Origin of the sequence: Thiobaca trueperi (assembly GCF_004342175.1) — a bacterium.
In the GTDB taxonomy this organism is placed as follows: domain Bacteria; phylum Pseudomonadota; class Gammaproteobacteria; order Chromatiales; family Chromatiaceae; genus Thiobaca; species Thiobaca trueperi.
Genome location: NZ_SMAO01000005.1, coordinates 101,712 through 127,165 on the forward strand (window position 1 = coordinate 101,712; position 25,454 = coordinate 127,165).

Sequence of the window (25,454 nt, forward strand, 5' to 3'; positions counted from 1 at the left end):
CAAGGGCAAGTCCTGGACCGTTTCATCCCACTCTGCGGAGTGGGCTTCGTTGAAGGAACCGAATCGCGCAGCCCCGTCGGCTGCGACGGCGTTTCATCCCACTCTGCGGAGTGGGCTTCGTTGAAGGTTGTCGGCGACCTTGATCTTTACGCCATGCGCGGTGTTTCATCCCACTCTGCGGAGTGGGCTTCGTTGAAGAGACACTGCCGGGGCGCTCAGGCCATCAAGCAGATGGTTTCATCCCACTCTTCGGAACGGGCTTGCACTGAACGAACAGGCACGACCCTGCAATCCACCGCGAGACGCAAAATCGTCATCAGACGTTCATGTCTCAGCAAGACTTTTTCCCTACATTAAGCCGCGTTCAGAGCGAGAGGCCGAGTGTCGAGTGAATTCGATGTTTGGCGGATCCACGGCCCTTGGCTGGGTGCGGTTTAGCCGCGACGAATCCTGGTCTGCGCTCTGCCCTCAATCCTGGTCTGCCTGACCCGCTCATCCCGTGTGAGACGGCAGGATGACAGATCCTTTTCCGCACTGAGAGTCCGGTTGCAGGTCCAACCCTCTCTCTGCCGTCACACAGTGAAACGGTATGACAGCCACCAACCTTCAGAATTCGCGCGCCCAACAGATGTCCCTCCTGTGGCGCCTGAAGATGGAGATCGAAAAAGCGCCCGCAGGAAGCACGCCGGGGATCCAATACATCCATTTCAACGCGCTTCGCACCGATAAGACCTATCGCGCCGAGATCATCGAACAGGCGCTCCAGTCCCAGGTCGAGGAGATTCGCGCCCTGGCGAAGGAGGTTCTGTCCATCGAACATCTGGTTGAAGCGCCGTCCGCCGCCGATCCGTCAGGGTCACATCCGGCTGGATCCGCAGGCGACAATCGGGCATCGGGCCAGATCCCGCCGGGGAACCTGCATCGGCGGGAGACATCGCGGCGTCTGTCCGGGTTGACCACGGTGAGCTTTGCGCTCCTGGTCATGGTCTTACTGGTCGGCGGCTATTTCTTCGCGACCGATCCCCGGCTGACGCGGCAGATCACGAACATCGAAGTGCAGGGGAGCATCCTGCAGGATACGGTGTGGCGTGCGGGCAGCACCTACCGCCTGAACGGACTGGTGTTTGTGGAAGGCAATGCCACCCTGTCGATCGAGCCTGGAACCCGTATCCTCGGCGAACCGGGATCGGCGCTGATCGTCACCCGGGATGCGCGTCTCAATGCGCGCGGCACCGTCGAGCAGCCGATCATCTTTACCAGCGCCAAACCCGTGGGTCAGCGCGCCCGTGGCGACTGGGGCGGCGTGGTGCTGCTGGGCAATGCCCCGGTCAATACCTCGGTCGGTTATATAGAAGGGATCGACCGTGCCGACCCGCGCGGCGCTTACGGCGGCACCAACGACACCGACAGTTGCGGTGTCCTCACCTATGTCCGCATTGAATTTGCCGGCAACGAAATCTCCAAGGACAACGAGCTGAACGGTCTTACCCTCGGCGGCTGTGGCGACGGGACCATCCTGCGTTTCGTTCAGATCCACATGGGACTTGACGATGGCATCGAATTCTTCGGCGGCAGCGCGAACCTGAGCCATATCGTCATTACCCGTGCCGGTGACGACGGTCTGGACTGGGATCGCGGCTGGACCGGCTCCGGTCAGTTCATCGTGATCCAGCAGGATGACCAGGCGGGCGACAGTTGCATCGAGGCGGACAATCAGAAGAAGGATCCCAACGCAACGCCCCGTTCGGCACCCAGTCTCTCCAACGTGACCCTGGTTGGCGGCGGCGATCCCATGAAGGCACAGCGCGGCATGGTCCTGAGGCTTGGTACGGGTGCGGATCTGCGCAATCTGCTGATCGCCGGTTTCTCGCTCGACGCGATTGATGTGCGCGACGAGGCAACCGTGGCACAAACCAGAACGGGCGCGCTGCAAGCCCGTGCGCTGGTCTTTACAGAAGCCGTCAGTGGCCGGGTCTTCGAGCAGGAGTCCGGGGAGGAGGACGACGATGGCGGTTTCGACGAAGAAAAGTTTTTCCTGAGCAGGGAATCCGGATCGGCTTTCATCCCCGATCAGGTGCTCTCAGGCGACGTCCACGATCTCACCAAACCTGATTTTGTGCCGGTCTACACTGAATCCTTGATGAAGATTCATGCCCCCATCATTCAGGGCGAATTCTGGGACGAGTCGGCGAATTATGTCGGCGCCATCCGTCCTGGAAGCCGCAACACCTGGCTCGATGGCTGGACGGCATTCGCCAGCAACTGAAAGCGGCGCCAACTGACGCGCCAGCCATCCGGTTCGGGTGGCCCCCGATGCCTCCGCCCAGCTTCAGCCGGGCGGAGGCAACATCGCTTATCGCACCGAACGCTGTTTAACGGGACTGCGTGGCATCGCCGGGTGGCAGTGCGTCGTTCGGGGTCTTTTGCTCCGCGCCGCCGTCCGGCCCGTTCGGTCCGGTGCCCAGCATCCCGGATTGGGCGCTCTTGCCGGGGACATCGAAGCGCATCTCCGGCCAGATCGCCAGTCCCTTGGCGGCGGAGACGGTGCCGCCATTCTCCTGATTCATGCTCGTCCCGCTGAGTGCGGTGCGCACGATCATGTCGCTCTCGCCGGTGATGCCGGTCAGTTTGCCGGTGCCGCCGGTGAGCGTGAATTTGCCTTTGCAGGATCCGGGCTCGCCGTTACAGTTGAACTCGGCATAGACATAATCGCCCGTGGGACTTTCGATGGTGCAGTAGCCATGACCTTCGAGCTGATTGCTCAGGACATGGATGATCTGGGTCGAAGGGCAGGTGAAGAGCGCGGCGTCAAGCAGACCCTCGCCATGCTCGATATACATGATGCCCTCAAAGGTGCCGATGAACTGGAGTTTGTCCACGGCGACCTGGAACAGTTGCCCGTTGGCCTCCCAGGGGGCGAGAATCTTGGCGGTGCCGACTTCGGCAGCCAGGGGTTGAGCGAGGAGCAAGAGTGTGAACGGCAGCGAATGTGCCAGCCTGCGCGTGGGCATGCGGATCTCCGGATTGGTTGGCGGTCGGGCGATGGCGACGATTCTAGGCAGTCGGTGGGGCGGCGTCGATGCTTCTCTCGGCTGACCGGATGCGGGGATCTGGTATGAGCGATGCGGAAGCGAGACTGGAGCCGCTGCTGCTGGGCTGGCGCGAATGGGTGTCGCTGCCGGATCTGGGGCTCGTGCTCATCAAGGCCAAGGTCGATACCGGCGCCCGCACCTCGACCCTGCATGCCTTTTATGTCGAGACCTTTCATCGCCAGGGCGTGCTCCATGCGCGTTTTGGCGTGCATCCGTTACAGAATCGCGCCGATGTGGTCATTCGGGGCGAAGCGCCGATCATCGATCAGCGTCAGGTGACGGATTCCGGCGGTCATCGCGAGGAGCGTTACATCATTCTGACCCGGCTGGTGCTGGCCAGTCGCGAATGGCCGATCGAGCTGACCCTGACCAACCGCGAGACCATGCGTTTTCGCATGCTGCTGGGCCGGACCGCGCTGGCCGGGCGGGCGCAGGTGGATCCGGCATGCTCCTTTGTGACGGGCCGGGCGAGGCGGCCAGGGGATCGTTATGCCGTTCCGGCCTGAACCGGCTTCACATGGCGGACTGACATCCGGCGCGCTGCCAGTTCAGGGTCTGACCGCACCGGGTTGGCCTGCCGTCGCTGCCGGCGCCATCGATCTGGCGAGATCACGCAGCGTCAGTCCGTTCAGCGTCTCCGTCATCGCCCTCTCAATGTCCCGCTCGATCCGCTCGACCTCGCTGTCAGGCCTGTGCTCGCGACAGCCGCTGGCGTCTTCCCCGAAATGGCGTGTGGCGGCCAGCAGATCCCCGATCAGAATCGTTTCGGGCGCACGCGCCGGGACATAGCGCGGATCTTCGCCTGGATCGGGTTGCGCGATGCGGAGCAGGAAACCCGTTCGCTCCAGCAGGTTCAGAATGTGCTGCACATTGGCGCCGGGAACGCCCAGCGTTCGGGCCAGATCCCGACTGTTCCAGGCCGGTTTGCCGGTGTCATAGCGACTGGCGATCCGCCCGGCGACCGTCAGCGTCAGACGCTCGCGCAGCCGGTTGCTGAGCGACAGATCGCTGGCGCGGGTGCTCAGATATTCCGGGTGCTGATGATAGAAGGCGATGCTTGCGCCGATCAGCAGGATCGACCAGCCGATATGGATCCAGATCATGAACAGCATCAGGATCGCCAGACTGGAATAGATCGCCATGAAACGGGTGGAGCCGGTCATGAAGGCCGAAAACATCCCGCCCGCCACCTCCCAGAGCAGACCCGCCACCAGCGCGCCGATCAGCGCCGAGCGCCACTGCACCCGGGTGTTGGGGATGAACAGATAGCAAAAGGCGAAGGTCAGCGAGATCATCAGAAACGGCCCGAGCTGGCCCGCCATCTCGGTGAGGAAGCCGATGGACTCGGGCGCAAGCAGGGTCTGCGCATCGATGTAGCGGCTGAATGAGGTGGACAGCCCAACTGTCGAGAAAAAGAGGACCGGCCCGATCAGCAGTACGCTCAGATACTGGCTGGCGCGCTGCGCGAAGGGGCGCGGCGCGGTGACCCGCCAGGTGTCGTTGAAGACCTGTTCGACCTTCTGGATCAATGACACCACGGTGAAGATCAGGGTGGCGAGTCCCACCGAACCCAGCACGCCGACCTGCATGTTATCGACGAAGCCGATGATCCGGGTGACGATCTCCACACCCGGCTCGCCAAGCGGCTCCAGCGCGTTCAGGAGGAGCGGTTCCACCTGATTGTGGACGCCAAAGCCCTTGAGCACCGAAAAGCTGACCGCCAGCAGCGGGACCAGCGACAGCAGGGTGGTATAGACCAGACTCGTGGCATGCAGTGACAGATTGCCCTGGGCCAGATCGCGCAGCAGGGCGTAGACGAGCCGCCCCAGCCAGACGAAGCGGGACTGCCAGCGCGGCAGGGCATCAAGCGGACGACCCCACAGCAGGGCGTCGAGACGTGCGGAGAGTGATTGATCTGACTGCATCGGGCGCGCCTGTCAATGACCGGATCGGGCATCATATACCGGATACCTGACCGGATTTTTATTGCCATCCACACCCGGAGTGACCCGCCAGATGATTTTTCCAACCTGCGTCAACCTCATGCGCCTGATGCACAGGCCGCGTCTGTTTACGCGCTTGCTGCTCATGCTCTGGTTCGGTCTGTCGGCTGGCACGCACGCCGCCGCTGCGGATGAGTCAGTCCTGACGCCTGTCCCAGAGCGTCCACTGGCGCCTGACTTCAGCCTGCCTGGACCGGATGGTCGGATCTATCGGCTGGCGGATGATCGCGGCAGGCCGGTGATTCTGAATTTCTGGGCCACCTGGTGTCCGCCCTGTCGCGCCGAGATGCCGTCGATGCAGCGTGCCCATGACATCCTGGCCGGCGAGGTTGCGGTCATCGCGATCAATGTCGGTGACGATGCCGCATCGATCGCCGATTTCCTGGTCGAGACGCCGGTGAATTTTCCCCTGCCGATGGATCTGGAAACCCAGATTGCCCCGCGTTATCCCATGTTCGGTCTGCCGACCACCTTCATCATCGACCCCGAGGGACGGCTGGTCTACAGCGTCATCGGCGAACAGGAATGGGACGATCCTGTGCTGCTGGATCAGGTGCGTGCGCTCAGGTCGCCATCCGCTGTGCGCTCGGCGGCAGGGGATTGACGGGAGGACGCGGGCTGCGCAGGCAAGACGGCCCCTTGAAGGGGCCGTCCTCGCTCAATGTTCCTGTGGTTTGTCGCCGTGGTTGCGATGGGAGGCGAACGACATCCGGTCGAGCACGCCCATCAGCAGTGCGGAGAAAACGAACGTCAGATGGATGATGACATACCACATCAGCTTGTCGTTCGGGATCTGCGGGATATTGACGAAGGCCTGTAGCAGATGGATCGACGAGATGGCGACGATGGAGGCCGCGACCTTGAGCTTGAGCGTGCCGGCGTCCAGCTTGCCCAGCCAGTCCAGTTTCTCGTCTTCTTCGCGCAAGTCGATGCGGGAGACGAAGTTCTCATAGCCCGAGAACATCACCATCACCACCAGACTGGCGACCAGCGACAGATCGATCAGCGCCAGAGTCGTCAGGACCACGCTCGACTCGGCCATCCCGAAGATATGGCCGAGCAGATGGTAGGCCTCCTGAAAGAATTTGATCGCGACCGCGATCAGGGTCAGCGACAGCCCGAGATAAATGGGCGCCAGCAGCCAGCGACTGGCATAGAGTAAACGTTCGATGATGCGCTCCAGCACGCAAGGTCTCCTGATGTGGTCTGAACGGGATTTCGCGCCAGCGGATGGCGGCGCGGATTGAGCGATGAGGGGCGCAAGTGTCGAGACCTCAGGCCGTCGCGTCAAGTCGGGTTGTCGGCCCGACCGTTGCGCCCTCGGTATGGATTGGCACATCATCCCGAAGGTTCAAATGTTCGGGTGGAAAACATCCATGCCAATCGATCGTCCGGGCGCTTTCGCCCTGGTTCACGATGTCTAGGGTTCTGCTGATCGACGACGACATTGGCCTGAGCGCGCTGCTGAAGGAATATCTGGAGGGCGAGGGTTTTCAGGTCGATGCGGTCCACGATGGCGAGACCGGCGTCCGGCGCGCGCTGGATGGCGGCTATGCCATTGTGGTGCTGGATGTGATGCTGCCGCTCGTGAACGGGATCGAGGTGCTGCGCCGCATCCGTGAGACGAGTCAGATCCCCGTGCTCATGCTGACCGGGCGGGGCGACGATCTGGACTGCGTCGTGGGGCTTGAGCTGGGGGCCGACGACTATGTGCCCAAACCCTGTACGCCCCGTGAGCTCGTCGCGCGGTTGCGGGCGATCCTGCGGCGCGCCGCCCAGACCGGCACGCCTGAAGAAGGGCTGGAGACGCTGCGCGCCGGACCCCTGACCCTGTGGCCGGAAAGACGCCGTGCACACTGGCAGGATCGTCCGCTCGAACTCACCAGTACCGAATTCAATCTGCTGGAGGTGCTGGCCCGCCACGCCGGCCATATCGTCAGCAAGGAAACCCTGTCGGTGCAGGGATTGGGGCGTCCGCTGGCGCGCTATGACCGCAGTATCGACGTGCATCTCAGCAGTATTCGCCATAAGCTCGGCCTGCTGTCGGATGGTCGCTCCTGGATCCAGAGTGTCCGTAGCATGGGCTATCAACTGATCAGGGAATAGTCCGGCATGGGGCGTCTGTTCTGGAAATTCTTTCTGGCCTTCCTGCTGGCGCAGTTGCTTGCCGGTATCGCCCTCTTTCTGGCGGTCGCCTGGCTCGTCGAGCCCCGGCAGCCGCCGCCCATGCCGGACACCTGGTCGATGGAGGCGCCTCCGGCCTTTCCGGTGCGGCGACCGGAGCCGCCACATGGACCACCGCCAGAGGCGTCAGGCTTTGGACCGCCGCCTCACCGTGGGCCACCACCACCCTATCTGCCCATGATCGCCATCCTGCTCGGCTGTCTGGCTGCCAGCGGCTTGTTGGCCTGGTATTTCGCGAAACCGGTGCGCAGTCTGCAATGGGCGCTGGGTGCCGTGGCGGAAGGCAGGCTGGAAACACGGATCCAGTCGCGCATGGGCCGTCGGCGCGACGAGATTGCCGATCTGGGTCGCCACTTCGATCGGATGGCGCGCGAGTTGCAGCGATTGGTCGAGTCGCAGCGCCAATTGCTCTACGACGTTTCGCACGAATTACGCTCGCCTCTGGCCCGTCTCCAGGCCGCAATCGGACTGGCGCGCCAGGATCCGGCGCGGATCGAGATCACCTTTGACCGCATCGAGCGGGAGTCGGCGCGTCTGGCGACCCTGGTGGATGAGCTGCTCACCCTGGCGCGACTGGAGGCCGCCGGGCGCGATGAGACACCCAGGATCCGGCTTGATCTGGTGGAATTGATTGCCGGCATTGCCGAGGATGCCTGCTTCGAGGCGCGGTCCACTGGACGGGATCTGGTTTTTCGGGGGAGCGGTGAGTTTCTCGTCATGGGTCGGGCCGAGCAGTTGCATCGAGCCTTCGAGAACGTCCTGCGCAATGCCGTGAAATATACCCATCCCGGTTCCGTGGTGGACATCACACTGGAGCAGGTCGGCTCCGGCGAATTGTGCGTCAGGGTCCGCGATCATGGCCCAGGCGTGCCGGCAGACGAATTGGAGGCGATTTTTCAGCCTTTTCATCGAGGTCATCAGGGGATGATGGCTGACGGCTTCGGGTTGGGACTCGCCATCGCGCAGCGCGCGATTCAGGCGCATCAGGGGACGATCCGCGCCCTGCTGCCCGAGCGGGGTGGGCTCTGCGTGGAGATCCGTCTGCCACTGTGCAGGATTTCTTAACCGATTTTTACCCAGCTTTACCTTGGCAGGCCACCGGTGCCGTCGCAATGGGCCGATAATTTTCACAGAGTCCGAAGGCCGCTCAGGCGTGCGGTCGATGTTGGTCCTTCACTGTGCGAGGAACTTGCCATGAGTAATGCGATCAGCGGTATCGGCGCCGGGTCGTCGATGATGTACGGGATGACTGGCGGAGGGCGCATGCAACGCTCCGACCCCACGGAGATGGTTGAGACGCTGTTTGCCAATATTGACACTGAAAACAAGGGCTATATCGAAGCGGCGGATCTCCAGGCCGCGTTCGATCAACTGTCCACGGACGGGGATTCCGATACTGCCAGTGTCGATGAGATTTTCACGACGCTCGATAGCGACGGTGATGGCAAGCTCACCTCGACCGAGATGTCGGAGAGTATGCAGACCCTGTCCGATACGCTTGGTTTCCTGCAGGGCATGGGAGCCATGGGTGGGCCGGGTGGGCCGGGCGGCATGCCGCCACCGCCGCCGCCCGCAGCGGAAGAAGAGACAGGGTTCACGGAAGAGGAATTGACGAGCCAGCTTGCCGAATTGCAGGAGTCGGGAACCCTGAGCGATGCCGACACCGCGCGCGCCGAGCTGCTGACCAGCGTGTTGAGTCAATTCGATACGGCGGACACCAACAGTGATGGCCGCGTCGATTTCAAGGAGGCCATGGCCATTGAGCAGTCCGGCCAGGAGTCGGATGCCACCGCCTCAACAACCGGCAGTACGGCGACATCCGACACGACAGTGGCGACCGCAGGCAGCGACGATACCAAAGCCCTGGTGATGCGGACGATCATGCAGTTGATGCAGACCTATGGCGCGCCGCAAGAGGCTCAGAACGCGTCCTCGCTGCTGTCGCTGTCAGCCTGACCGGGCAGGGGCCGCGAGCCGCCGGACAGGCGTGGCAATGAACCACATGGCGAGCAGTTGAGCATCGGCCAGAAAACCAGTGCAGAGACGGGTTGCTGGCGGCTCACTGCTCTATCCATGAGCATCAGCGACCCGGAAAACGCAGGTCCGCCATCCGTTCCAGCGCCCGCACCAGGGGCGCCCAGCGTGCGGGCGGCTCGAAGGCATCGAGAAAGTTCTTCAGATAAAGACCCAGCTCGGTATCGCCTGACATCCGCAGCCGGCGCTGGAAGAAGAGCGTATCCGCATCCTCGCGGCGCGCCGCCAGCAGCATGAACTCATGCAGTCCGCCAGCGATGCTGGCATCCGCCGGGATGTCTTCGTTATAGCCGCGCAGACGGCCCTCGCTCAGTCCCAGCCGATAGCGCACCCCGATATCCTCGATTTCGATCGCCATCCGGCGTCCTTCCAGAAAGTCCAGCTCACCCTCCGCCAGCGCCTCTTTCATGACCTGATTGAGCAGGGTCGCCAGCGCGCGACTGTGCATGACCGTAGGCATCAGACGCAGTGGAAAGGTCAGGGGTGACAGCAAAGAGTGTGGCAGGGACATGTGAGTCGTCTCGATGGGATCGGTGCGGAAAATGACCGCGAATTTTCCCCCCTCTCATCGCTCGACACAAGCGGATGGCGCGATGTCAAATGCGCCTTTTGAATCTGCCCACAGGATGACCGCTTCATCATGGCCACCAGTCTGATTGCATTGATCGACGACATCGCCACCGTGCTTGACGATGTCTCCATCCTGACCAAGATTGCGGCGCGCAAGACCGCCAGCGTGCTGGGCGACGATCTGGCGCTCAACGCCGAACAGGTGCGCGGGGTCCGCGCCGAGCGCGAGCTGCCCGTGGTCTGGGCCGTCTTCAAGGGCTCGCTGCGCAACAAGCTGATCCTGGTGCCGACCGCCCTGACGATCAGCGCCTTCGCGCCCTGGGCCATCCTGCCCTTGCTGATGATTGGCGGGCTCTATCTCTGCTTCGAGGGGGTCGAAAAGATCGCCCACAAATGGCTGCATCACGACGCCGGGGCGGATGCGCATCACGCCGAACTGACCGCCGCGCTGGAGGATCCGGCAGTCGATCTCGCGGTCCTGGAGCGCGACAAGATCAAAGGTGCGGTGCGCACCGATTTCGTCCTCTCCGCCGAGATCATCGTCATCACCCTGGGGACGGTCGAGAGCGCGGCCTTCACCACGCAGATCCTGGTGTTGAGCGGCATCGCCGTCATCATGAGCATCGGCGTCTATGGACTGGTTGCCGGGATCGTCAAGCTGGATGACGCCGGGCTCTATCTCAGCCAGCGTCCGGGCGCGGACGCCTTCGTCCGTCTGCAACGCGCCATCGGACGCGGCCTGCTGCGCGCGGCGCCACTGTTGATGAAAACGCTCTCGGTTGCCGGGACGATTGCGATGTTCCTGGTCGGCGGCGGTATCCTGACGCACGGCATCCCGCTGCTGCATGACTGGATTCACCATGCCAGCGAAGCGGTCGCTGTGCTCCCCGCGCTGGGTGGCACGCTGTCCGCGCTCGTCCCGATGACCCTGGATGCGCTGGTCGGCGTGATGGCAGGGGCGGTCGTGCTGGGTCTGGTCAGTCTGGTCAAGCGGGTGCGGATGGCGGCGGCGGGACAGGGAGGCTCTTTGATTTAGACAGGATTAACAGGATGAAAAACAGTTGCTTAAAAAATCCTGTTCATCCTGTCGAAAAAGATTTTGATCGCAGGTGCGAATACCCCGACCTTCATTCCCGAATCTCAACCGGCATCCCGATCCGGGTCTGGTCGAAGAGTTCGATCAGATCCCGGTTGCGCATGCGGATACAGCCATGCGAACGGGGTTCGCCCATCGGTTCGGTATCCGGGCAGCCGTGGATATAGATATAACGGCGCAGCGTATCCACGCCGCCGCCGCGATTGCACCCCGGCTCGCAGCCGGTGAGCCAGAGGATGCGGGTGAGGATCCAGTCGCGCTCGGGATGGGCGGCGGCCAGTGCGGCATCGTAGATCTCGCCGGTTGGGCGTCGCCCTCGAAAGACCGTACCGGGCGGACAACCCGCGCCGATCCGCAGCCGCACCCGATGCAGACCGCGCGGGGTGCAGCCGCTGCCGGATTGCTCGCCGACGCCATTGCGGCCCGTCGAGACCGCATAGACCGCCAGTGGCTGATCGGCTTCCCAGATGGTCAGCGATTGGCGACCAAGGTCGATCGTGATACGTTTTGTCATGATTTCATGCTAAACCGCAGGCAAATGACTATGACGTTGAATTCAATCGCACGGCGGGCAGTGCTCGCCGCTCTCGTTTGGTGTGGCGGATCGATTGCCACCATCGCCGCCACGCCGGACGAGATCCGGCCCCTGCACACCGCCGTCATCAAGTCCACCACCGGGCTCTGTCATCGCGGCACCATCTGTCACAAGGATCGGGCGGGCGTCTGGATCCCTGAGACGCCCATCGCCATCCTTGGCGTGCTGGTCGCCGAACAGGCCGACATCGGGCTCTATACCGACCTGGAAGTGAGCACCCGCCCTGAGATGTATCAGTGCAACGGGGGCGATGCCCAGGGCTGCATCTTCCGCATGAAATACGCCGGCCCAGGGCTCTTCGACTACGGCGCTCAGTCAGGCAGCACCTATCTGGGTTCCAACATCACCAACACCAGCATCACCTTTCCGCCGGGCTATGGCATTCTGGTCCCGGCTGGTACACCCATCCATGTCCATCTGGACGTGCGCAACAACAGCCTCATCGACCTCAAGGTGGATCAGGATGCCTGGATCTATTATGTGCCGGTGAAGTGACGCCGGACAGTTTCTTTAAACCGCACCCGGTGCGGTATCTGATGTGTGGGGATTGGGTCGGTCTTGGCAGAATCGACGACGGTTGGATCTGGCGAGGTTTAAGCTATTCAATATTATGCAATTTTAAACCGCGTTCCCATGAGATTGTTGACCTCTCCAGAATTAAACACAAACTGAAAATGACGCATATCGCGCTGGACGCGGTTTAGATCTGACATACCCAGTTGCTCTCGCCGATCGAACGCCACTCATGTCCATTGCGTTCCAGCAGCCTGTCTGCCTCCGCCGGACCTTCACTGCCTGCTTCGTAGGTGGCCAGCGGCGTGTCGGTGTCCTTTGCCCAGGCGTCTTGGATCGGGGTGATCACCCGCCATTGCGCCTCGACTCCATCGCTGCGTGTGAACTGAGTCGAGTCGCCGCGCAGGGCGTCGAGCAGGAGCACGGCGTAGGCCGAGGGCGGGTCTTCGGCGAAGGCTTCCCGGTAGCAGAAATCCATGCTGACCGGGACCGCGTTGCGTGAGGTGCCCGGCTCTTTGGCGCCGAAGGTGAGGCTGATGCCCTCGTCCGGCTGGATGCGCAGGATAATCACGTTGGATTGCAGGCAATCCGTGCAAGGGAAGAAGCTCAGCGGTGGGCGCTTGAAGTGGACGGCGATCTCGGTCGCCTGCGCCGCGAGCCGCTTGCCGGTACGCAGATAGAAGGGGACGCCGCCCCAGCGCCAGTTGTCGATGCGCAGGTCGAGTGCGGTGTAGGTCTCCGTCCGCGAGTCGGGCCTGACACCTGGTTCTTCCAACCAACCCGGCACCCTGTCGCCATTGACAGCACCGGCGACGTATTGGGCACGAACGGTTCGCGCCGCCACGTCCGCCGGCGTCATGGGGCGGATGCTGCGCCAGACATCGGTCTTCCTGTCATGGACCGCGTCCGCATCGAGCGCCACGGGCGCCTCCATGGCCGTGAGCGCCAGCAGTTGAAGCAGGTGATTGGCCACCATGTCCCGGAGTGCGCCGGCTTCCTCGTAATAGCCGGCGCGGTGGCCCGCACCGAGCGGTTCCGCCGCAGTGATCTCGACGAACTCAATGTGGTTGCGGTTCCAGACCGATTCGAACAGCGCATTGCCGAAACGGAAGAAGAGGACGTTCTGGACGGTCTCTTTGCCCAGATAGTGGTCGATGCGATAGACCTGGGATTCCTGGAAACCTGCGGCGATCAGGCGATTGAGTGCCTGCGCGGAAGCCAGATCCTGTCCAAAGGGCTTCTCGATGACGAGACGCGAGAATCCATTGTCCTCGCAATTCAGCCCGACGGTCGCCAGCTCCCGAACGATGGTGGAGGTCGCGCTCGGCGCGGTCGCCAGGTAGAAGATCCGGTTGGCGGGCGGCGCTGAGGCTAAACGCTCTGCCAGCCGATCCAGCGTCTGCCTGTCGTTGAAGTCACCGGACAGGTACGAGATCTGCGCGGCGAAACCGCTCCAGAGGCTTGCATCGACGTGCTGACTCTCCGCCGACTCTTCGATACCCTGGCGCTGTTGCTCGCGAAAATCGTCATCGCTCAGTGCGCGCCGCCCGATCCCGATGATCTGGAACTCAGGCGGCAGACACCCCTTCCTGGATAGTGAATAGAGTGCAGGGATGAGCTTGCGTCGCGTGAGATCACCCGTCGCGCCGAAGATCACCAGTAAACAAGGCTTGGCCTGGGGCAGTTTGACGAGCGGCAGGTCGATGTGGGTCGTGAAGTCGATTTGCGGAGACATGGATGGTATTACTCCAGATCAAGGAAGACATCGACGCCTGCGTTCGCGCGGATGCGACTGGCCGGCGATCCGGTCCCGGCTCGCCAGCGGTCAACCGCCTCTCGCTTGTCACTTCCCGTGATGAGAAAGAGACATTGACGGGTGCGGCTCAAACGCGCCGGGCTCAGGGAGACGCGCTCGGGCGGTGGTTTGGGTGCATCCTGCACCGGGATGGCGTCCGGCCAGCTCGCGGCTGACTCCCAATCCCCATCGGGAAAGAGACTGGCGGTATGGCCGTCTTCTCCCAGGCCCAGCAGCACCAGATCAAAGGTATCGACTCCGGCAAGCTGCCGCGAATAGTGATCCGCCCCGCGTTCAGGACCAAGCTCGGCGGGGATGACATGGATCTGCCCGGCGGGAATGGGCACATGATCCAGCCATGCCTCAGCCGCCATCCGGCTGTTGCGGTGCGGATCATTTTCCGGCAGGCAGCGTTCGTCGCTGAAGTAGAGCACCCAGGCGGACCAGTCGGTTTGCGCCAGCCGCAGCGACGCATAGAGGCGGCGCGGTGTCCGGCCCCCGGACAGCACCAGTCTGAATCGCCCGGTGTCGTCAATCGAACGCATCGCCGCGTCGAGAATGAAGTCGTGCGCCGACCGCTCGAAGTTCGCGCGGCAGGAAAAGCGGTGCCATCGGTGATCGCGATGGTGCTCGACCTGCGTGCTCATGTCTTGTCCGGTTCCTGATGACCGCCGAACCCGTGCCGCATCGCCGACAGCATCTTTTCGGCGAAGGTGTGCTCCTGACGTGAGCGGAACCGCGCATACAGCGCGGCGGTGAGCACCTCGGCGGGCACCGCCTCATCGATTGCGGCCTGCACGGTCCAGCGACCCTCGCCAGAGTCCTGAACGAAGCCGCTGTAGCCGGAGAGGGTCTGATCGTCGGCGAGCGCCGCAGCCGAGAGATCCAGCAGCCAGGAGGTCACGACACTTCCGCGACGCCACACTTCGGCGATATCGGCAAGGTTCAGGTCGTAACGCTCGTCAGCCGGCAGCGATTCCGGATTCGCGTTGCGCAGGATGTCGAACCCCTCCGCATAGGCCTGCATCAGGCCGTATTCGATGCCATTGTGGACCATCTTGACGAAGTGACCTGCGCCTGCGGGGCCGCAGTGCAGATAGCCGACCTCGGCGCTGCCGCCGGGCGTGCGGCCGGGCGACGGCGGGATACCGGAATCGCCAGGGGCCAGTGTCGCGAAGACGGGATCCAGACGCGCAACGGCCTCGTCGGGACCGCCAATCATGAGACAGTAGCCACGTTCCAGACCCCAGACGCCGCCGCTGGTGCCCACATCGAGGTAGTGGATACCCCGGTCAGCCAGGGTCTTTGCCCGTCGCACGTCATCTTTGAAATAGCTGTTGCCGCCATCGACGATGATGTCGTCGGCGTCCAGACAGCTCGCCAGGGCGAATACCGCCTCGTCGGTGATGGTCCCGGCAGGGAGCATGACCCAGGCGGCGCGGGGTCGCCTGAGCTGGTCGGCCAGTGCGCTGAGGCTTGCGGCCCCAACGGCACCCTCGGCCACCAGCGCGGCCACTGCTTCAGGGTTGCGGTCATAGACCACGCATTCATGCCCGGCACGCATCAGACGACGCGCCATATTTCCGCCCATACGTCCCAAACCGACCATTGCGATCTGCATTTGCATCACTGTTCCATTTATCTTGAGCAAACTTGCTCATATGGATTTATCCGCACTTGGTTGACGTGGCGAGCCGCCCAACTCAAGCCTCTTGACGCTCAGTGGCGCCGGAGAACGGGCCAGCAGCAGCCGCTTCACGTCCCGATACGGCGTGAACCGCTTGATCTCGGGATCGGCGAGCCTTGCCAGCACGTTCAGAGCCGCGTTGTGGTCCGCCTGAAGAACGTCCCCGGTGACCCGGTAAAACTTATCGCCCACCCGACGGCCTTGCAGCCGGCCGGTGGTCGAGTCCATTTGCGACGTATAGGCGCCATTCACCAAGACATGCTCGGCGTCACGCTGCTCGCACACCGAGTCGAGGGCTTCAGCGAGTACGCCTTTCGCCCATCCACTCATACGTCGGTTGTATCGCTTCCATTGCTGCTTTTTGGCAATGGCCTGACGGACCTTGAGCTTGGCCGCCGCCTTGTAGGTCAGGAGATCGTTGACGACATCCTTGGTCGTTTCATTGCGAATCGTCCCGTCCACCGGAAGCCCGCCGTACAGGTTTCGCGTGACGATGTCCTTGCGAATGTCCAGCGCAGAACGCCCTATGTTGCCCAGCGCGCCGTAGCGCCGCCAGATGTCTGCACGCAGATAACCCATCGCCTGACAGATCGGCGTCAGTTCGGCGGGAACATCGGCGTGCAGGGTGCGCGTGACTTTCATTCGCAGGCTTTTTTCGGTGTGCCGATCTTCATGTTCGGGAAATCGTCCTTGATGGGTCCCATCGAATCGACGGTTTATCACATGTTTTCAGGCGGAAGCGGCTCTCCATCGCTGAACAGCCAATACGCCAGACCGCCGACCACAGCGGCCATGACCACGGGTGCCGCGATCACGGCCACGGCTCCCGCCGCCATTCCGCCGCCAACGAGTCCGCCGATGGCTGCCAGTTCGCCCGTCCCGGTGCCGACGAGCGCCAGGGTGCCCAGCGAACCCGCCGTGCCGACGACCGCACCGGTATAAGTGCCAATCTGCGCCATGTCATCGGCCTGGGTGCCCTGGGTGTAGAGATAGCGGTTCATCAATGATGCCGCACCCAGCCCCCCGAAACCGCTCATCAGGGCCGTTCCGGTCAGCACCCCGCCACCCAGCACTTCACCGGTTGCCGACAGCGTCACCAGCCCGGAGCGCGAGGCATCGACTGCCGCCATTCCTGTGCGACCAACGATGGCGGCATTTCTGACATCCCTGACTGCCTCGATCACCTCCTGTGTATCGGTGCTCAGGGCGAACGCAGCGGACGAGAAGGGAATGGCAAGCAGAAGACAGGTTCGGAACGCGGTTTTGATCTTCATCGTTCAGGCTTCTCATGTCAGAAGAGAACAGCCGCATTAAGCGGCGTCAAACACGCCATCAGGTCACGGCCGGTGCCTGATGCAGAAAGCTGTCACCGGTGAGCTGCCGCAATACGAAATCGGCGACATCGGCGCGACTGACGCGCCCGGCCTTGAGGGTCGGATCGGTCCCATAACGATAGGCGCCCGTGCGCGGGCCATTGGTCAGCCCGCCGGGGCGCACGATGACCCAATCGAGACCGCTCGCCTTCACCAACCGCTCCTGCTCCGCCTTGGCTTCGAGAATCGATTTGAGCGTGAGGTCCATGATCACCCGCCATACCCAGGCGAGTTGGGCGCGACTCTCGCCAACCCCCAGCGAGGTCACGACCACCAGCCGGCGCACGCCCTGGTCGTGCATGGCGGCGAGGATCCGTTCGGTGCCGCGCGCCTCAATCGGGGTCTTGGCCCCATGCGAGCCGAGCACGCAGACCACGGCCTCGGTGTCGGTCAGACATTCGGCCACCGCCGCCGTATCAAGGACATCGCCGACGACGAGCCTCAGGTCTGGATGCGGGGTGAGTTTGACGGGGTCGCGCACGAGGGCCGTGATCCGATGGCCCTGCTCCAGGGCTTGAGTGAGCACCTGCTGACCGGTGCCGCCGGTGGCGCCAAAGAGAGCGATGTGCATAGCCGTCTGTTCCTGTCGGTTGCCTGCAAAGATTCAGTTGCAGGATGAAGGATGGACGCGGGGAGGTTCAAACCGTTCCGGACGGGGCGAATGTCCTGTCCGGTTTGAGCATCCACGCCCGTCCTCAAGCCGGAACCGCTTTTTTCAGGATCAGCCGTCGGCGTTGATCCGCGCGATGAGTTCGCTCAAGACCTGCTCGGCGCGGTCATTGTCCACCTGACAGGTGCCGGCGGCCTGATGGCCGCCGCCGCCGTATTCAAGCATGAGTTCGCCAACGTTGGTCTTTGATCCACGGTCGAAGATGGATTTGCCGGTGGCGAAGACGGTGTTCTGCTGTTTGACGCCCCACAGTACATGGATGGAGATGTTGCACTGCGGGAAGAGGGCGTAAATGATGAAGCGGTTGCCGGCCCAGATGGTGTCCTCGCCGCGCAGATCCAGCACCACCAGATTGCCGTGGACGGTGGCGCAGCGCCGGATCTGTTCCTTGCACTTTTCCTCCTGCTCGAAATAGAGATCGACCCGCTCCTGGACATCGGGCAGGGCGAGGATCTGATTAATGTCGTGGTTCTTGCAGTAGTCGATGAGATCCATCATCAGGTTGTAGTTGGAGATGCGGAACTCGCGGAAGCGTCCGAGCCCGGTACGCGCATCCATCAGGAAATTGAGCAGCACCCAGCCGGTTGGATTCAGCACCTCGTCCTGATCGAACTGCGCCGAGTCGCCCTTGTCCACCGCCGCCATCATGTCGTTCCAGGCTGCCGGGAAGGCATCGTGACCGCCGTAATGACGCCACACCACGCGCGCCGCCGAAGGGGCGTCCGGGTCGATGATGTGGTTGTCATGCTGACCGGTGCGCAGGGTCTCGGACAGATGATGATCGAAGGCGAGATAAACGCCATCGACATAGGGCAGGTTGGTGGTGATGTCATGCCCGGTGATCGCGATCTTGCCATCCTGCATGTCTTTGGGATGGACGAAGGTGATGTCATCGATCAGATCCAGGTGCTTGAGCAGGACGGCACACACCAAGCCGTCGAAATCGCTGCGCGTAACAAGGCGGAACTTCTGGTCGGGCATGGGGACTCTCCGGCTGGATTGGATGGCTGTCTGGCAGCCATGATACGCAAGTCAGTTGTCAGTTAAACCGCGCCTCGTGCGGTATGTGATATTTTTGGTTTGAATCGGCCTTGGCAGCATCGACGATCATGTGAGCTGGCGCAGTTTAAGGCATTAAAAATTTAAAATTTTAAACCGCATCCCCCATCGATTCTCAAAAATTCCGGATATTTCAAAAAATTTTCGAGGACAATCAGTGCCAACTGCCAACTCATCCCTCCGGCAACCCCTTCCCCGGATTGAGAATGCCCGCCGGGTCGAAGCGGTCTTTGATCTCCCGCATGAGCCTTAGCGCGACAGGATCGATCTCTCTGGCGACGAAATCGCGCTTTTCCAATCCCACGCCATGTTCGCCCGAGAGCGTGCCGTCCAGCCGCAGGACCAGCGCGAAGACGGCATCCAGACAGCTCGCGGCGCGCGCGACCTCCTGCGGATCGTCGGGATCGATCAGCAGATTGACATGGATGTTGCCGTTGCCGGCATGACCGAAATTGACGATGCGGATGCCGCTTTCATCCGACAGCCGCGCCAGACCATCAATGAATTCACCCATCCGCGACACCGGCACCACCACGTCTTCGTTGATCTTTTTCGGGGCGATGTGACGCAGGGCGGGTGAGAGCGCCTTGCGTGTCTTCCAGAGCGCGGCAACCTCGGCGGCCGTCTCGGCCCGGCGCAGCTCGATCAGACCCGCGTTGCGGGCGGCGGCCATGACGGCGGACAGCGCCTCGTCGATGCCGGCGGATGGCCCATCGACCTCGATCATCAGCAGCGCCCCGGCGCCGTCCGGCAGATCCAGCCCGGCATAGTGACGCACGGTGGCGAGGGCGGCGCCGTCCATGAATTCGAGCGCGCAGGGTGTGACCGGCTGCGCCATGATCGCCGAGACCGCGTGCGCAGCGGCATGGATATCGGCATAGACGGCGCGGAGTGTGCGGCTCGTCTCCGGCAGCGGGGTCAGTTTGAGCGTGGCCTCGGTGATGAGCGCCAGGGTGCCTTCGGAGCCGATGATGAGCCGTGTGAGATCGTAGCCGACCACGCCCTTGGTGGTGAGCACGCCGGTGCGAAAGGTGTCGCCGTGACCGTCGATGGCGCGCAGACCCAGTGTGTTGTCGCGCGGGGTGCCGTATTTCACTGCGCGTGGGCCAGCCGAGTTATAGGCCAGATTGCCACCGATGGTGCAGGTCGCCGCGCTGGTCGGATCGGGCGGCCAGAAGAAGCCCGCTGCTCCCGCCGCCTGTTGCAGTTGCGCATTGAGCACGCCGGGCTGCACGACCGCCAGCCGGTCGCCGGGGGCGATGCGCAGAATCTGGTCCATACGCTCGAACGACAGCACGATACCGCCGCGATCCGGGACCGTGGCGCCGGTGGTGCCGGTGCCGCGTCCGCGTGCGATGAGCGGCACGTCGGATTCACAGCAGAGTCTGACCAGTGCCGCGAGCTGCGCCTCGTTCGTCGCGAAGACGACCGCCTGCGGTCGCGCATGGCGACGGCTGTTGTCGTAACCGTAGGGCCAGCAGTCGGCGGGGTCGGTGAGCAGACAGCCGTCCCCGGCGATCCGCGCCAGCGTGGCGCGGAAGCCGGCGGACAGCTCAGGCGGCGGATTGCTTAGTGTATTCAAAGAGTTTGACCACGCGCTTGACGCCGGGGACATAACGGATCTTTTCGACCGCTGCATCGGCCTCCTGTGGGCTGACCAGTCCCATGAGATAAACGACACCATCTTCGGTGACTGCCTTGACCCGGAGCGGAGTGAAGTCGGGCAGCGAGATTCCGGTCAGGGCCAGCTTGGCGCGCGAGGTGATGTAGGCGTCTTCCGATTTGCGGGTCAGGTCGAGGTTGGGGCCAATGGCGATTTCATCGACGACGCGCTTGACCTTGGGGAGTTGGCTGACCAGCAGGTTGGCCCGTTGCGCGACCTCGGTCGATTCGGCGCGTCCGCCGAGCAGCACGGTCTGGTTGTAGCTGGTCACCGAGATCCCCGAATGACCCTGTACCGCCGGATCCTGCAGGAGTGCATGGATGGCGGCGAGTTCGATCTGCTGATCGTTGGCGATCACCTCATAGGGACGACGGTCGTAAACGGCAGAGGCGCCAACCGCTGCCGCGCCGCCGACGATCAGTGGGACGCAGCCGGACAGGGCAGGGGCCAGTGACAGACAGAACAGGAGCGCCAGCAGTCGTCGGAGTCTAGTTGGAATCGAGTGTGAAGGCATGTTTGATCCATTGAATCTGATTTTCGCCACTGATGGCGAGGACATCGAAACGGCAGGCCAGTGACGTGGGATGGCCTTGCAGATAGTGCCGGGCGGCGGCGATCAGCCGTCGCTGCTTGCGTGCATCCACGGTGTCGGCGGGGCTGCCGAAGCGCGTCGAGCGGCGAAAACGCACCTCCACGAACACCAGCACCGCCGCCTCGCGCATGATCAGATCAATCTCGCCATAACGACAGCGATGATTGCGCGCCACGGGCCTGAGACCCTGATTGATCAGAAATGATTCCGCCAGCCGCTCTTTCTCCGCCCCGACCATCCCGGCAGTCGGCGGCGCGCCCCGTTCAGCCATGGTAGCCCCTTTCATATTTTTTAAACCGCGCCCAGCACGGTATGCGATCTTTGCGGATCGGGTCGGCCCTGGCAGACTCAAGGATTATCGGAGCTGGCGCGGTTTAAGGTATTAAAAAATATAAAATTTTAAACCGCGTCTCCACTGATGTCGTTGACATCCGCAGGGCCAAACACGAACTGAAAATTACGCATACCGCGCTGGACGCGGTTTAACGGTCGTCGATTCTGCCAAGGCCGACTCAATCCTCAACGATCACATACCGCGCCGTGCGCGGTTTAGTTTGCAGTACCATTTGTGCACTGCAAAAGCCTCATTCTCTGGTTCCTGATGATGTCCGACTCCGCCGCCCGTCTCCGCGAAATCCCCTATAACTATACCTCCTTCTCTGATCGCGAGATCGTCATCCGCTTTCTCGGCGAACCACTCTGGCGTCTGATCGAGGAGCTGCGCGGCACCCGTCGCACCGGGCGCTCGGCACGGATGCTGTTTGAGGTGCTGGGCGATATGTGGGTGGTGACCCGCAATCCCTATCTCCAGGATGACCTGCTGGACAATCTGGGTCGTCGCCGGCTGCTGCTCCAGGGTCTGACGCATCGGCTCGACCAGTTCGAGCGGCGCCTGAACGACAACCATCTGGCGGCTGAACTCCTGACAGCGGCGCGCGCTGCCGTGCAGCGGTTCGGCGACTGGTTCGAGACTGAACGGCAGCAGCGGGCGCGTCTGCGTCAGGCGCTGGCCGGGGTGACGCGCGCCGATAATCTGGATTTCGGCGGTCTGGCGCGGGTCTCCCATGCGACCGATGCGACCGACTGGCGCGTCGAGCTGCCCTTTGTGGTGATCTCGCCGGATACCGAGTCCGAGGTTGCGTCCATCGTGCGCGCCTGTATCGACTGCGGTCTGACCCTCATTCCGCGCGGGGGCGGGACCGGCTACACCGGTTCCGCCGTGCCGCTGCACCCGCTGACAGCGGTCATCAATACCGAAAAGCTTGACCGGCTCTCCGGTGTCGAGCGGGTCGGACTGCCGGGCGTCGAAGGTCTGGTACCGACGGTGCGCTGCGGCGCGGGCGTGGTCACGCGCCGCGTGTCGGATCTGGCCGACGCCAACGGGCTGGCCTTCGCGGTCGATCCCACCTCGCAGGATGCCTCCTGCATCGGCGGCAATATCGCCATGAACGCGGGCGGCAAGAAGGCGGTGCTCTGGGGCACGGCGCTGGACAATCTGGCCTCCTGGCGGATGGTCACGCCGGATGCCGACTGGCTGGAGGTCGAGCGGCTGGAGCACAACCTGGGCAAAATCCACGATCAGGCGCTGGCGCGTTTCCGTCTCAGTCGTTTCGAGCCGGACGGCGTGACCCCGAAGGGCGAGCCGGAGATCCTGGAGATTCCGGGGCGGTCGTTCCGCAAGGCCGGACTGGGCAAGGATGTGACCGATAAATTCCTCTCCGGTCTGCCGGGCGTGCAGAAGGAAGGCTGCGACGGACTCATCACCTCGGCGCGTTTCGTGCTGCACCGCATGCCAGACCATGTGCGCACGGTCTGCATGGAGTTCTTCGGTACCGATCTGGATCTGGCCGTGCCGGCCATCGTCGAGATCAAGGACTATATCGAGAGCCTGCCGGGCGTGCAGGTGGCGGGTCTCGAACATCTGGACGAGCGTTATGTCCGCGCGGTCGATTACACCACCAAGTCGGCGCGGCGCGAGCTGCCCAAGATGGTGCTGATCGCCGATCTGGTCAGCGACGAGGAATCGGCGGTCGCGGCGGCGGCGGCGCGTGTGGTGGAGCTGACCCAGGCGCGCGACGGTGAGGGCTTCATCGCCATCAGCCCGGAGGCGCGCAAGCGGTTCTGGCTCGACCGCGCCCGCACTGCCGCCATCTCGCGTCACACCAACGCCTTCAAGGTCAACGAGGACGTGGTCATCCCGCTCGACCGGCTGGCCGATTACAGCCGGGGCATCGAGCGGATCAACATCGAGCAGTCGATCCGCAACAAGGACGCCGTTCTGGCGGCGCTCCTGGATTATCTGAACGCAGAGATGCCCGGATCGCGTCTCGCGGGCGATGACGACGGCTCGGACGAGTCCGCCGCCATCCTTGCCGCCAAGCGCGAGGCCGCGCGCGAAGCGGTCAGCCGCGCACGGGGGCGCTGGCAGGACATCCTCGAACGGCTCGATCAACCCGCTGCGGATCATCTCGATCTGCTGGACGGGACGGCGCGCGAGCGGATGCGTGAAGGCGATACGCTGATCGCCATGATGCTGCGCCGCGATCTGCGTCAGTCGATGCGCGCCGAGGTGGCGGAGCGGCTCGATGAGATCTTCTCCGGTCAGGAGCTGGCCCGCGTGCGCGAGCGGCTGCGCGAGATTCACCGCCAGATCCGCGATTCGCGTCTCTTCGTCGCCCTGCACATGCATGCCGGCGACGGCAACGTGCATACCAATATCCCGGTCCATTCAGCCGATTACGCCATGCTGCACGAGGCGGATCGGGTGGTGGCGCGCATCATGGCGCTGGCGACCGGGCTGGGCGGGGTGATCTCGGGCGAGCACGGCATCGGCATCACCAAGCTCCAGTTTCTCGACCGGGACAAGCTGGATGCCTTCGTCGCCTACAAGCAGCGGGTCGATCCCCACGCGCGTTTCAATCGCGGCAAGCTGATGCCGGGCTCCGGGCTGGATGGCGCCTATACCCCCTCGCTGCGACTGGTGCAGCAGGAGGCCATCATCCTGGAAGAGACCGAGCTGGGCGCGCTCAACGACGACGTGAAGCACTGTCTGCGCTGCGGCAAGTGCAAGCCCAAATGCATGACCCATGTTCCGCGCGCCAATCTGAGCTATTCGCCGCGCAACAAGATCCTGGGGACCGGACTCATCATTGAGGCCTTTCTCTATGAGGAACAGACCCGGCGCGGTCTGTCGCTGCGGCACTTCATCGAGATGAACGACGTGGCGGACCACTGCACCGTCTGTCATAAGTGTCTGACCCCCTGTCCGGTCGATATCGATTTCGGCGATGTCACCATGCGCATGCGCCGCATCCTGGTCGAGCGCAAACAGAAACGCTTCAGCCCCGGCGCCTGGGTGGCGATGCAGTTCCTCAATGTCACCGATCCGCGCGCGATCCGCATCCTGCGCAAGGGGCTTGCCGAATGGGGTTTCAGCGCGGTGAATCTCGCGCATCGCACGGCGAAATGGCTCAGGCTGACGGCGCGGCGCACCAGCCATCCGGGCGCGACGAGCGGTCGCCCGGCCCTGGCGAGTCAGATGGTGGAACTGGTGGCCCGGCCCATCCGGGTCGATCTGCCCCATCGCACCTTCCGTCAACTGCTGGCGCTGGAGGACAGGGCGCAGGTGCCCATCCTGCGCGATCCGAGGGTGGCGGCTGAGGATGCAGAGGCCGTTTTCTATTTTCCGGGCTGCGGCTCGGAACGGCTCTTCTCGGACATCGGTCTGGCGACCCTCGCCATGCTCTGGGAGCAGGGTGCGCAGACCGTGCTGCCGCCGGGTTATCTCTGCTGCGGTTATCCGCAGCGCGCGTCCGGGCTGGAGGAACGCGGACGCCGGATCGTCATGGACAACCGGGTACTTTTTCATCGGGTCGCCAATGCCTTGAACTATATGGACATTCAAACGGTTCTGGTGTCCTGTGGAACCTGTATGGACCAACTGCTCAAATACGAATTCGAGCGGATATTCCCCGGCTGCCGGCTGCTCGACATCCATGAGTGGCTGATGGAGAAGGGCGTCAGCCTGGGTGGTGTCGCGGATGTCCAGTATCTCTACCACGATCCCTGTCATACCCCGATGAAGAGTTATTCGCCGACCAGGGTCGCGACCAGTCTAATCGGGCAGACGGTCAGGCTCTCGGATCGCTGCTGCGGCGAGGCCGGCACCCTGGGGGTCACGCGCCCGGACATCGCCAATCAGGTGCGTTTCCGCAAACAGGAGGAACTGACAGCGGGCATCCGTGACCTCACCGGTCAGGAGCGGGTCGCGCATGGCGAGGTCAAACTGCTCACCGCCTGTCCCGCCTGTCAGCAGGGTCTGGCCAAATATCAGGACGACACCGGACTCAGGACGGATTACATCGTCATCGAAGTGGCCAACCGCCTGCTCGGTGCGGACTGGCGAGAGCGGTTTCTGGAGCGGGTGCGGGCGGGCGGGATCGAGCGCGTCTTGCTTTAAACCGCGCCCGGTGCAGTATGTGGTGTTTCTGGATTGGTCGGCCTTGGCAGCATTGACGACGGTTGGAGC

Annotated in this window: 24 protein-coding genes and 1 CRISPR repeat array (1 of these 25 only partly in view); of the genes, 9 read left to right on the forward strand and 15 right to left on the reverse strand. The window is 63.0% G+C overall.

Going from position 1 to position 25,454, the window contains the following annotated elements:
* Nucleotides 1-199: direct repeats of the CRISPR family, unit length 37 nt; unit sequence GTTTCATCCCACTCTGCGGAGTGGGCTTCGTTGAAGG (it extends 269 nt beyond the left edge of the window).
* A gap of 453 nt (nucleotides 200-652) precedes the next feature.
* Nucleotides 653-2,266: a hypothetical protein gene (locus tag EDC35_RS10850; protein WP_132977283.1), complete on the forward strand. Its 1,614-nt coding sequence runs from the start codon at nucleotides 653-655 to the stop codon at nucleotides 2,264-2,266.
* A 106-nt stretch (nucleotides 2,267-2,372) separates the two neighbouring features.
* Here the strand turns inward: EDC35_RS10850 and EDC35_RS10855 are convergent, their stop codons facing one another.
* Nucleotides 2,373-3,011 (reverse strand): hypothetical protein, encoded by a 639-nt coding sequence (locus tag EDC35_RS10855; RefSeq protein ID WP_243651618.1) that lies wholly within the window; start codon nucleotides 3,009-3,011, stop codon nucleotides 2,373-2,375.
* 104 nt (nucleotides 3,012-3,115) lie between these two features.
* On the opposite strand from EDC35_RS10855, the gene EDC35_RS10860 reads away from it, so the two are divergent.
* The gene (locus EDC35_RS10860) at nucleotides 3,116-3,598 is read left to right on the forward strand and encodes an ATP-dependent zinc protease family protein (protein WP_132977284.1); all 483 of its coding nucleotides are present in this window, start codon (nucleotides 3,116-3,118) and stop codon (nucleotides 3,596-3,598) included.
* Nucleotides 3,599-3,640: 42 nt separating this feature from the next.
* Here EDC35_RS10860 and EDC35_RS10865 read toward each other — a convergent pair whose 3' ends face one another.
* Nucleotides 3,641-5,017: a YhjD/YihY/BrkB family envelope integrity protein gene (locus EDC35_RS10865; RefSeq protein ID WP_132977285.1), complete on the reverse strand. Its 1,377-nt coding sequence runs from the start codon at nucleotides 5,015-5,017 to the stop codon at nucleotides 3,641-3,643.
* 91 nt (nucleotides 5,018-5,108) lie between these two features.
* Here EDC35_RS10865 and EDC35_RS10870 point away from each other — a divergent pair, with 91 nt between their 5' ends.
* Nucleotides 5,109-5,699 (forward strand): TlpA family protein disulfide reductase, encoded by a 591-nt coding sequence (locus EDC35_RS10870; RefSeq protein ID WP_243651620.1) that lies wholly within the window; start codon nucleotides 5,109-5,111, stop codon nucleotides 5,697-5,699.
* A gap of 54 nt (nucleotides 5,700-5,753) precedes the next feature.
* Here EDC35_RS10870 and EDC35_RS10875 read toward each other — a convergent pair whose 3' ends face one another.
* Nucleotides 5,754-6,281: a TIGR00645 family protein gene (locus EDC35_RS10875; protein ID WP_243651623.1), complete on the reverse strand. Its 528-nt coding sequence runs from the start codon at nucleotides 6,279-6,281 to the stop codon at nucleotides 5,754-5,756.
* Between the two features lie 230 nt (nucleotides 6,282-6,511).
* On the opposite strand from EDC35_RS10875, the gene EDC35_RS10880 reads away from it, so the two are divergent.
* From EDC35_RS10880 to EDC35_RS10890, 3 genes are all read left to right on the forward strand, one after another.
* Nucleotides 6,512-7,201 carry a response regulator transcription factor gene (locus tag EDC35_RS10880; RefSeq protein ID WP_132977286.1) on the forward strand — a complete coding sequence of 230 codons (690 nt, stop codon included), beginning with the start codon at nucleotides 6,512-6,514 and terminating at the stop codon, nucleotides 7,199-7,201.
* 6 nt (nucleotides 7,202-7,207) lie between these two features.
* On the forward strand, nucleotides 7,208-8,344 hold the full coding sequence (locus EDC35_RS10885) for an ATP-binding protein (RefSeq protein ID WP_132977287.1): 1,137 nt from the start codon (nucleotides 7,208-7,210) through the stop codon (nucleotides 8,342-8,344).
* Nucleotides 8,345-8,473: 129 nt separating this feature from the next.
* Nucleotides 8,474-9,235 (forward strand): EF-hand domain-containing protein, encoded by a 762-nt coding sequence (locus tag EDC35_RS10890; protein WP_132977288.1) that lies wholly within the window; start codon nucleotides 8,474-8,476, stop codon nucleotides 9,233-9,235.
* A gap of 124 nt (nucleotides 9,236-9,359) precedes the next feature.
* Here EDC35_RS10890 and ubiT read toward each other — a convergent pair whose 3' ends face one another.
* A complete protein-coding gene (ubiT, locus tag EDC35_RS10895) occupies nucleotides 9,360-9,824 on the reverse strand; it encodes a ubiquinone anaerobic biosynthesis accessory factor UbiT (RefSeq protein WP_132977289.1) in 465 nt (154 codons plus the stop codon).
* A gap of 129 nt (nucleotides 9,825-9,953) precedes the next feature.
* Between ubiT and EDC35_RS10900 the strand changes: the two genes are divergently transcribed.
* The gene (locus tag EDC35_RS10900; protein ID WP_132977290.1) at nucleotides 9,954-10,919 is read left to right on the forward strand and encodes a DUF808 domain-containing protein; all 966 of its coding nucleotides are present in this window, start codon (nucleotides 9,954-9,956) and stop codon (nucleotides 10,917-10,919) included.
* Nucleotides 10,920-11,010: 91 nt separating this feature from the next.
* Here EDC35_RS10900 and EDC35_RS10905 read toward each other — a convergent pair whose 3' ends face one another.
* On the reverse strand, nucleotides 11,011-11,493 hold the full coding sequence (locus EDC35_RS10905) for a L,D-transpeptidase (protein ID WP_207896183.1): 483 nt from the start codon (nucleotides 11,491-11,493) through the stop codon (nucleotides 11,011-11,013).
* Between the two features lie 30 nt (nucleotides 11,494-11,523).
* Here EDC35_RS10905 and EDC35_RS10910 point away from each other — a divergent pair, with 30 nt between their 5' ends.
* A complete protein-coding gene (locus tag EDC35_RS10910; protein ID WP_132977292.1) occupies nucleotides 11,524-12,069 on the forward strand; it encodes a hypothetical protein in 546 nt (181 codons plus the stop codon).
* 205 nt (nucleotides 12,070-12,274) lie between these two features.
* On the opposite strand, the gene zwf is transcribed toward EDC35_RS10910, so the two are convergent.
* The 10 genes from zwf to EDC35_RS10960 form a co-directional block, all read right to left on the reverse strand.
* Nucleotides 12,275-13,822 carry a glucose-6-phosphate dehydrogenase gene (zwf, locus tag EDC35_RS10915; RefSeq protein WP_132977293.1) on the reverse strand — a complete coding sequence of 516 codons (1,548 nt, stop codon included), beginning with the start codon at nucleotides 13,820-13,822 and terminating at the stop codon, nucleotides 12,275-12,277.
* Between the two features lie 8 nt (nucleotides 13,823-13,830).
* Complete coding sequence (gene pgl, locus EDC35_RS10920; protein WP_132977294.1) at nucleotides 13,831-14,529, reverse strand: 6-phosphogluconolactonase; 699 nt, start codon at nucleotides 14,527-14,529, stop codon at nucleotides 13,831-13,833.
* Nucleotides 14,526-15,503, reverse strand: coding sequence for a phosphogluconate dehydrogenase (NAD(+)-dependent, decarboxylating) (gene gnd / locus EDC35_RS10925; RefSeq protein WP_132977481.1), 978 nt, complete (start codon nucleotides 15,501-15,503; stop codon nucleotides 14,526-14,528). Before gnd ends, pgl begins: the two co-directional genes overlap by 4 nt.
* 36 nt (nucleotides 15,504-15,539) lie before the next feature.
* Complete coding sequence (locus tag EDC35_RS10930; protein ID WP_165903414.1) at nucleotides 15,540-16,211, reverse strand: hypothetical protein; 672 nt, start codon at nucleotides 16,209-16,211, stop codon at nucleotides 15,540-15,542.
* A 77-nt stretch (nucleotides 16,212-16,288) separates the two neighbouring features.
* Nucleotides 16,289-16,843 (reverse strand): hypothetical protein, encoded by a 555-nt coding sequence (locus EDC35_RS10935; protein WP_132977295.1) that lies wholly within the window; start codon nucleotides 16,841-16,843, stop codon nucleotides 16,289-16,291.
* Nucleotides 16,844-16,901: 58 nt separating this feature from the next.
* The gene (locus tag EDC35_RS10940) at nucleotides 16,902-17,513 is read right to left on the reverse strand and encodes an NAD(P)-dependent oxidoreductase (protein WP_132977296.1); all 612 of its coding nucleotides are present in this window, start codon (nucleotides 17,511-17,513) and stop codon (nucleotides 16,902-16,904) included.
* Between the two features lie 150 nt (nucleotides 17,514-17,663).
* A complete protein-coding gene (locus EDC35_RS10945) occupies nucleotides 17,664-18,593 on the reverse strand; it encodes an exopolyphosphatase (RefSeq protein WP_132977297.1) in 930 nt (309 codons plus the stop codon).
* Nucleotides 18,594-18,843: 250 nt separating this feature from the next.
* On the reverse strand, nucleotides 18,844-20,286 hold the full coding sequence (locus tag EDC35_RS10950; protein ID WP_132977298.1) for an FAD-binding oxidoreductase: 1,443 nt from the start codon (nucleotides 20,284-20,286) through the stop codon (nucleotides 18,844-18,846).
* Nucleotides 20,225-20,848: a BON domain-containing protein gene (locus EDC35_RS10955; protein WP_132977299.1), complete on the reverse strand. Its 624-nt coding sequence runs from the start codon at nucleotides 20,846-20,848 to the stop codon at nucleotides 20,225-20,227. Before EDC35_RS10955 ends, EDC35_RS10950 begins: the two co-directional genes overlap by 62 nt.
* Entirely contained in the window at nucleotides 20,823-21,197 is a 375-nt protein-coding gene (locus EDC35_RS10960) for a YraN family protein (RefSeq protein WP_132977300.1), read from the reverse strand. The genes EDC35_RS10955 and EDC35_RS10960 overlap by 26 nt, the downstream gene beginning before the upstream one ends.
* 333 nt (nucleotides 21,198-21,530) lie before the next feature.
* Here EDC35_RS10960 and EDC35_RS10965 point away from each other — a divergent pair, with 333 nt between their 5' ends.
* A complete protein-coding gene (locus EDC35_RS10965) occupies nucleotides 21,531-25,385 on the forward strand; it encodes a DUF3683 domain-containing protein (protein WP_424565294.1) in 3,855 nt (1,284 codons plus the stop codon).
* The last annotated feature ends 69 nt before the right edge of the window (nucleotides 25,386-25,454 follow it).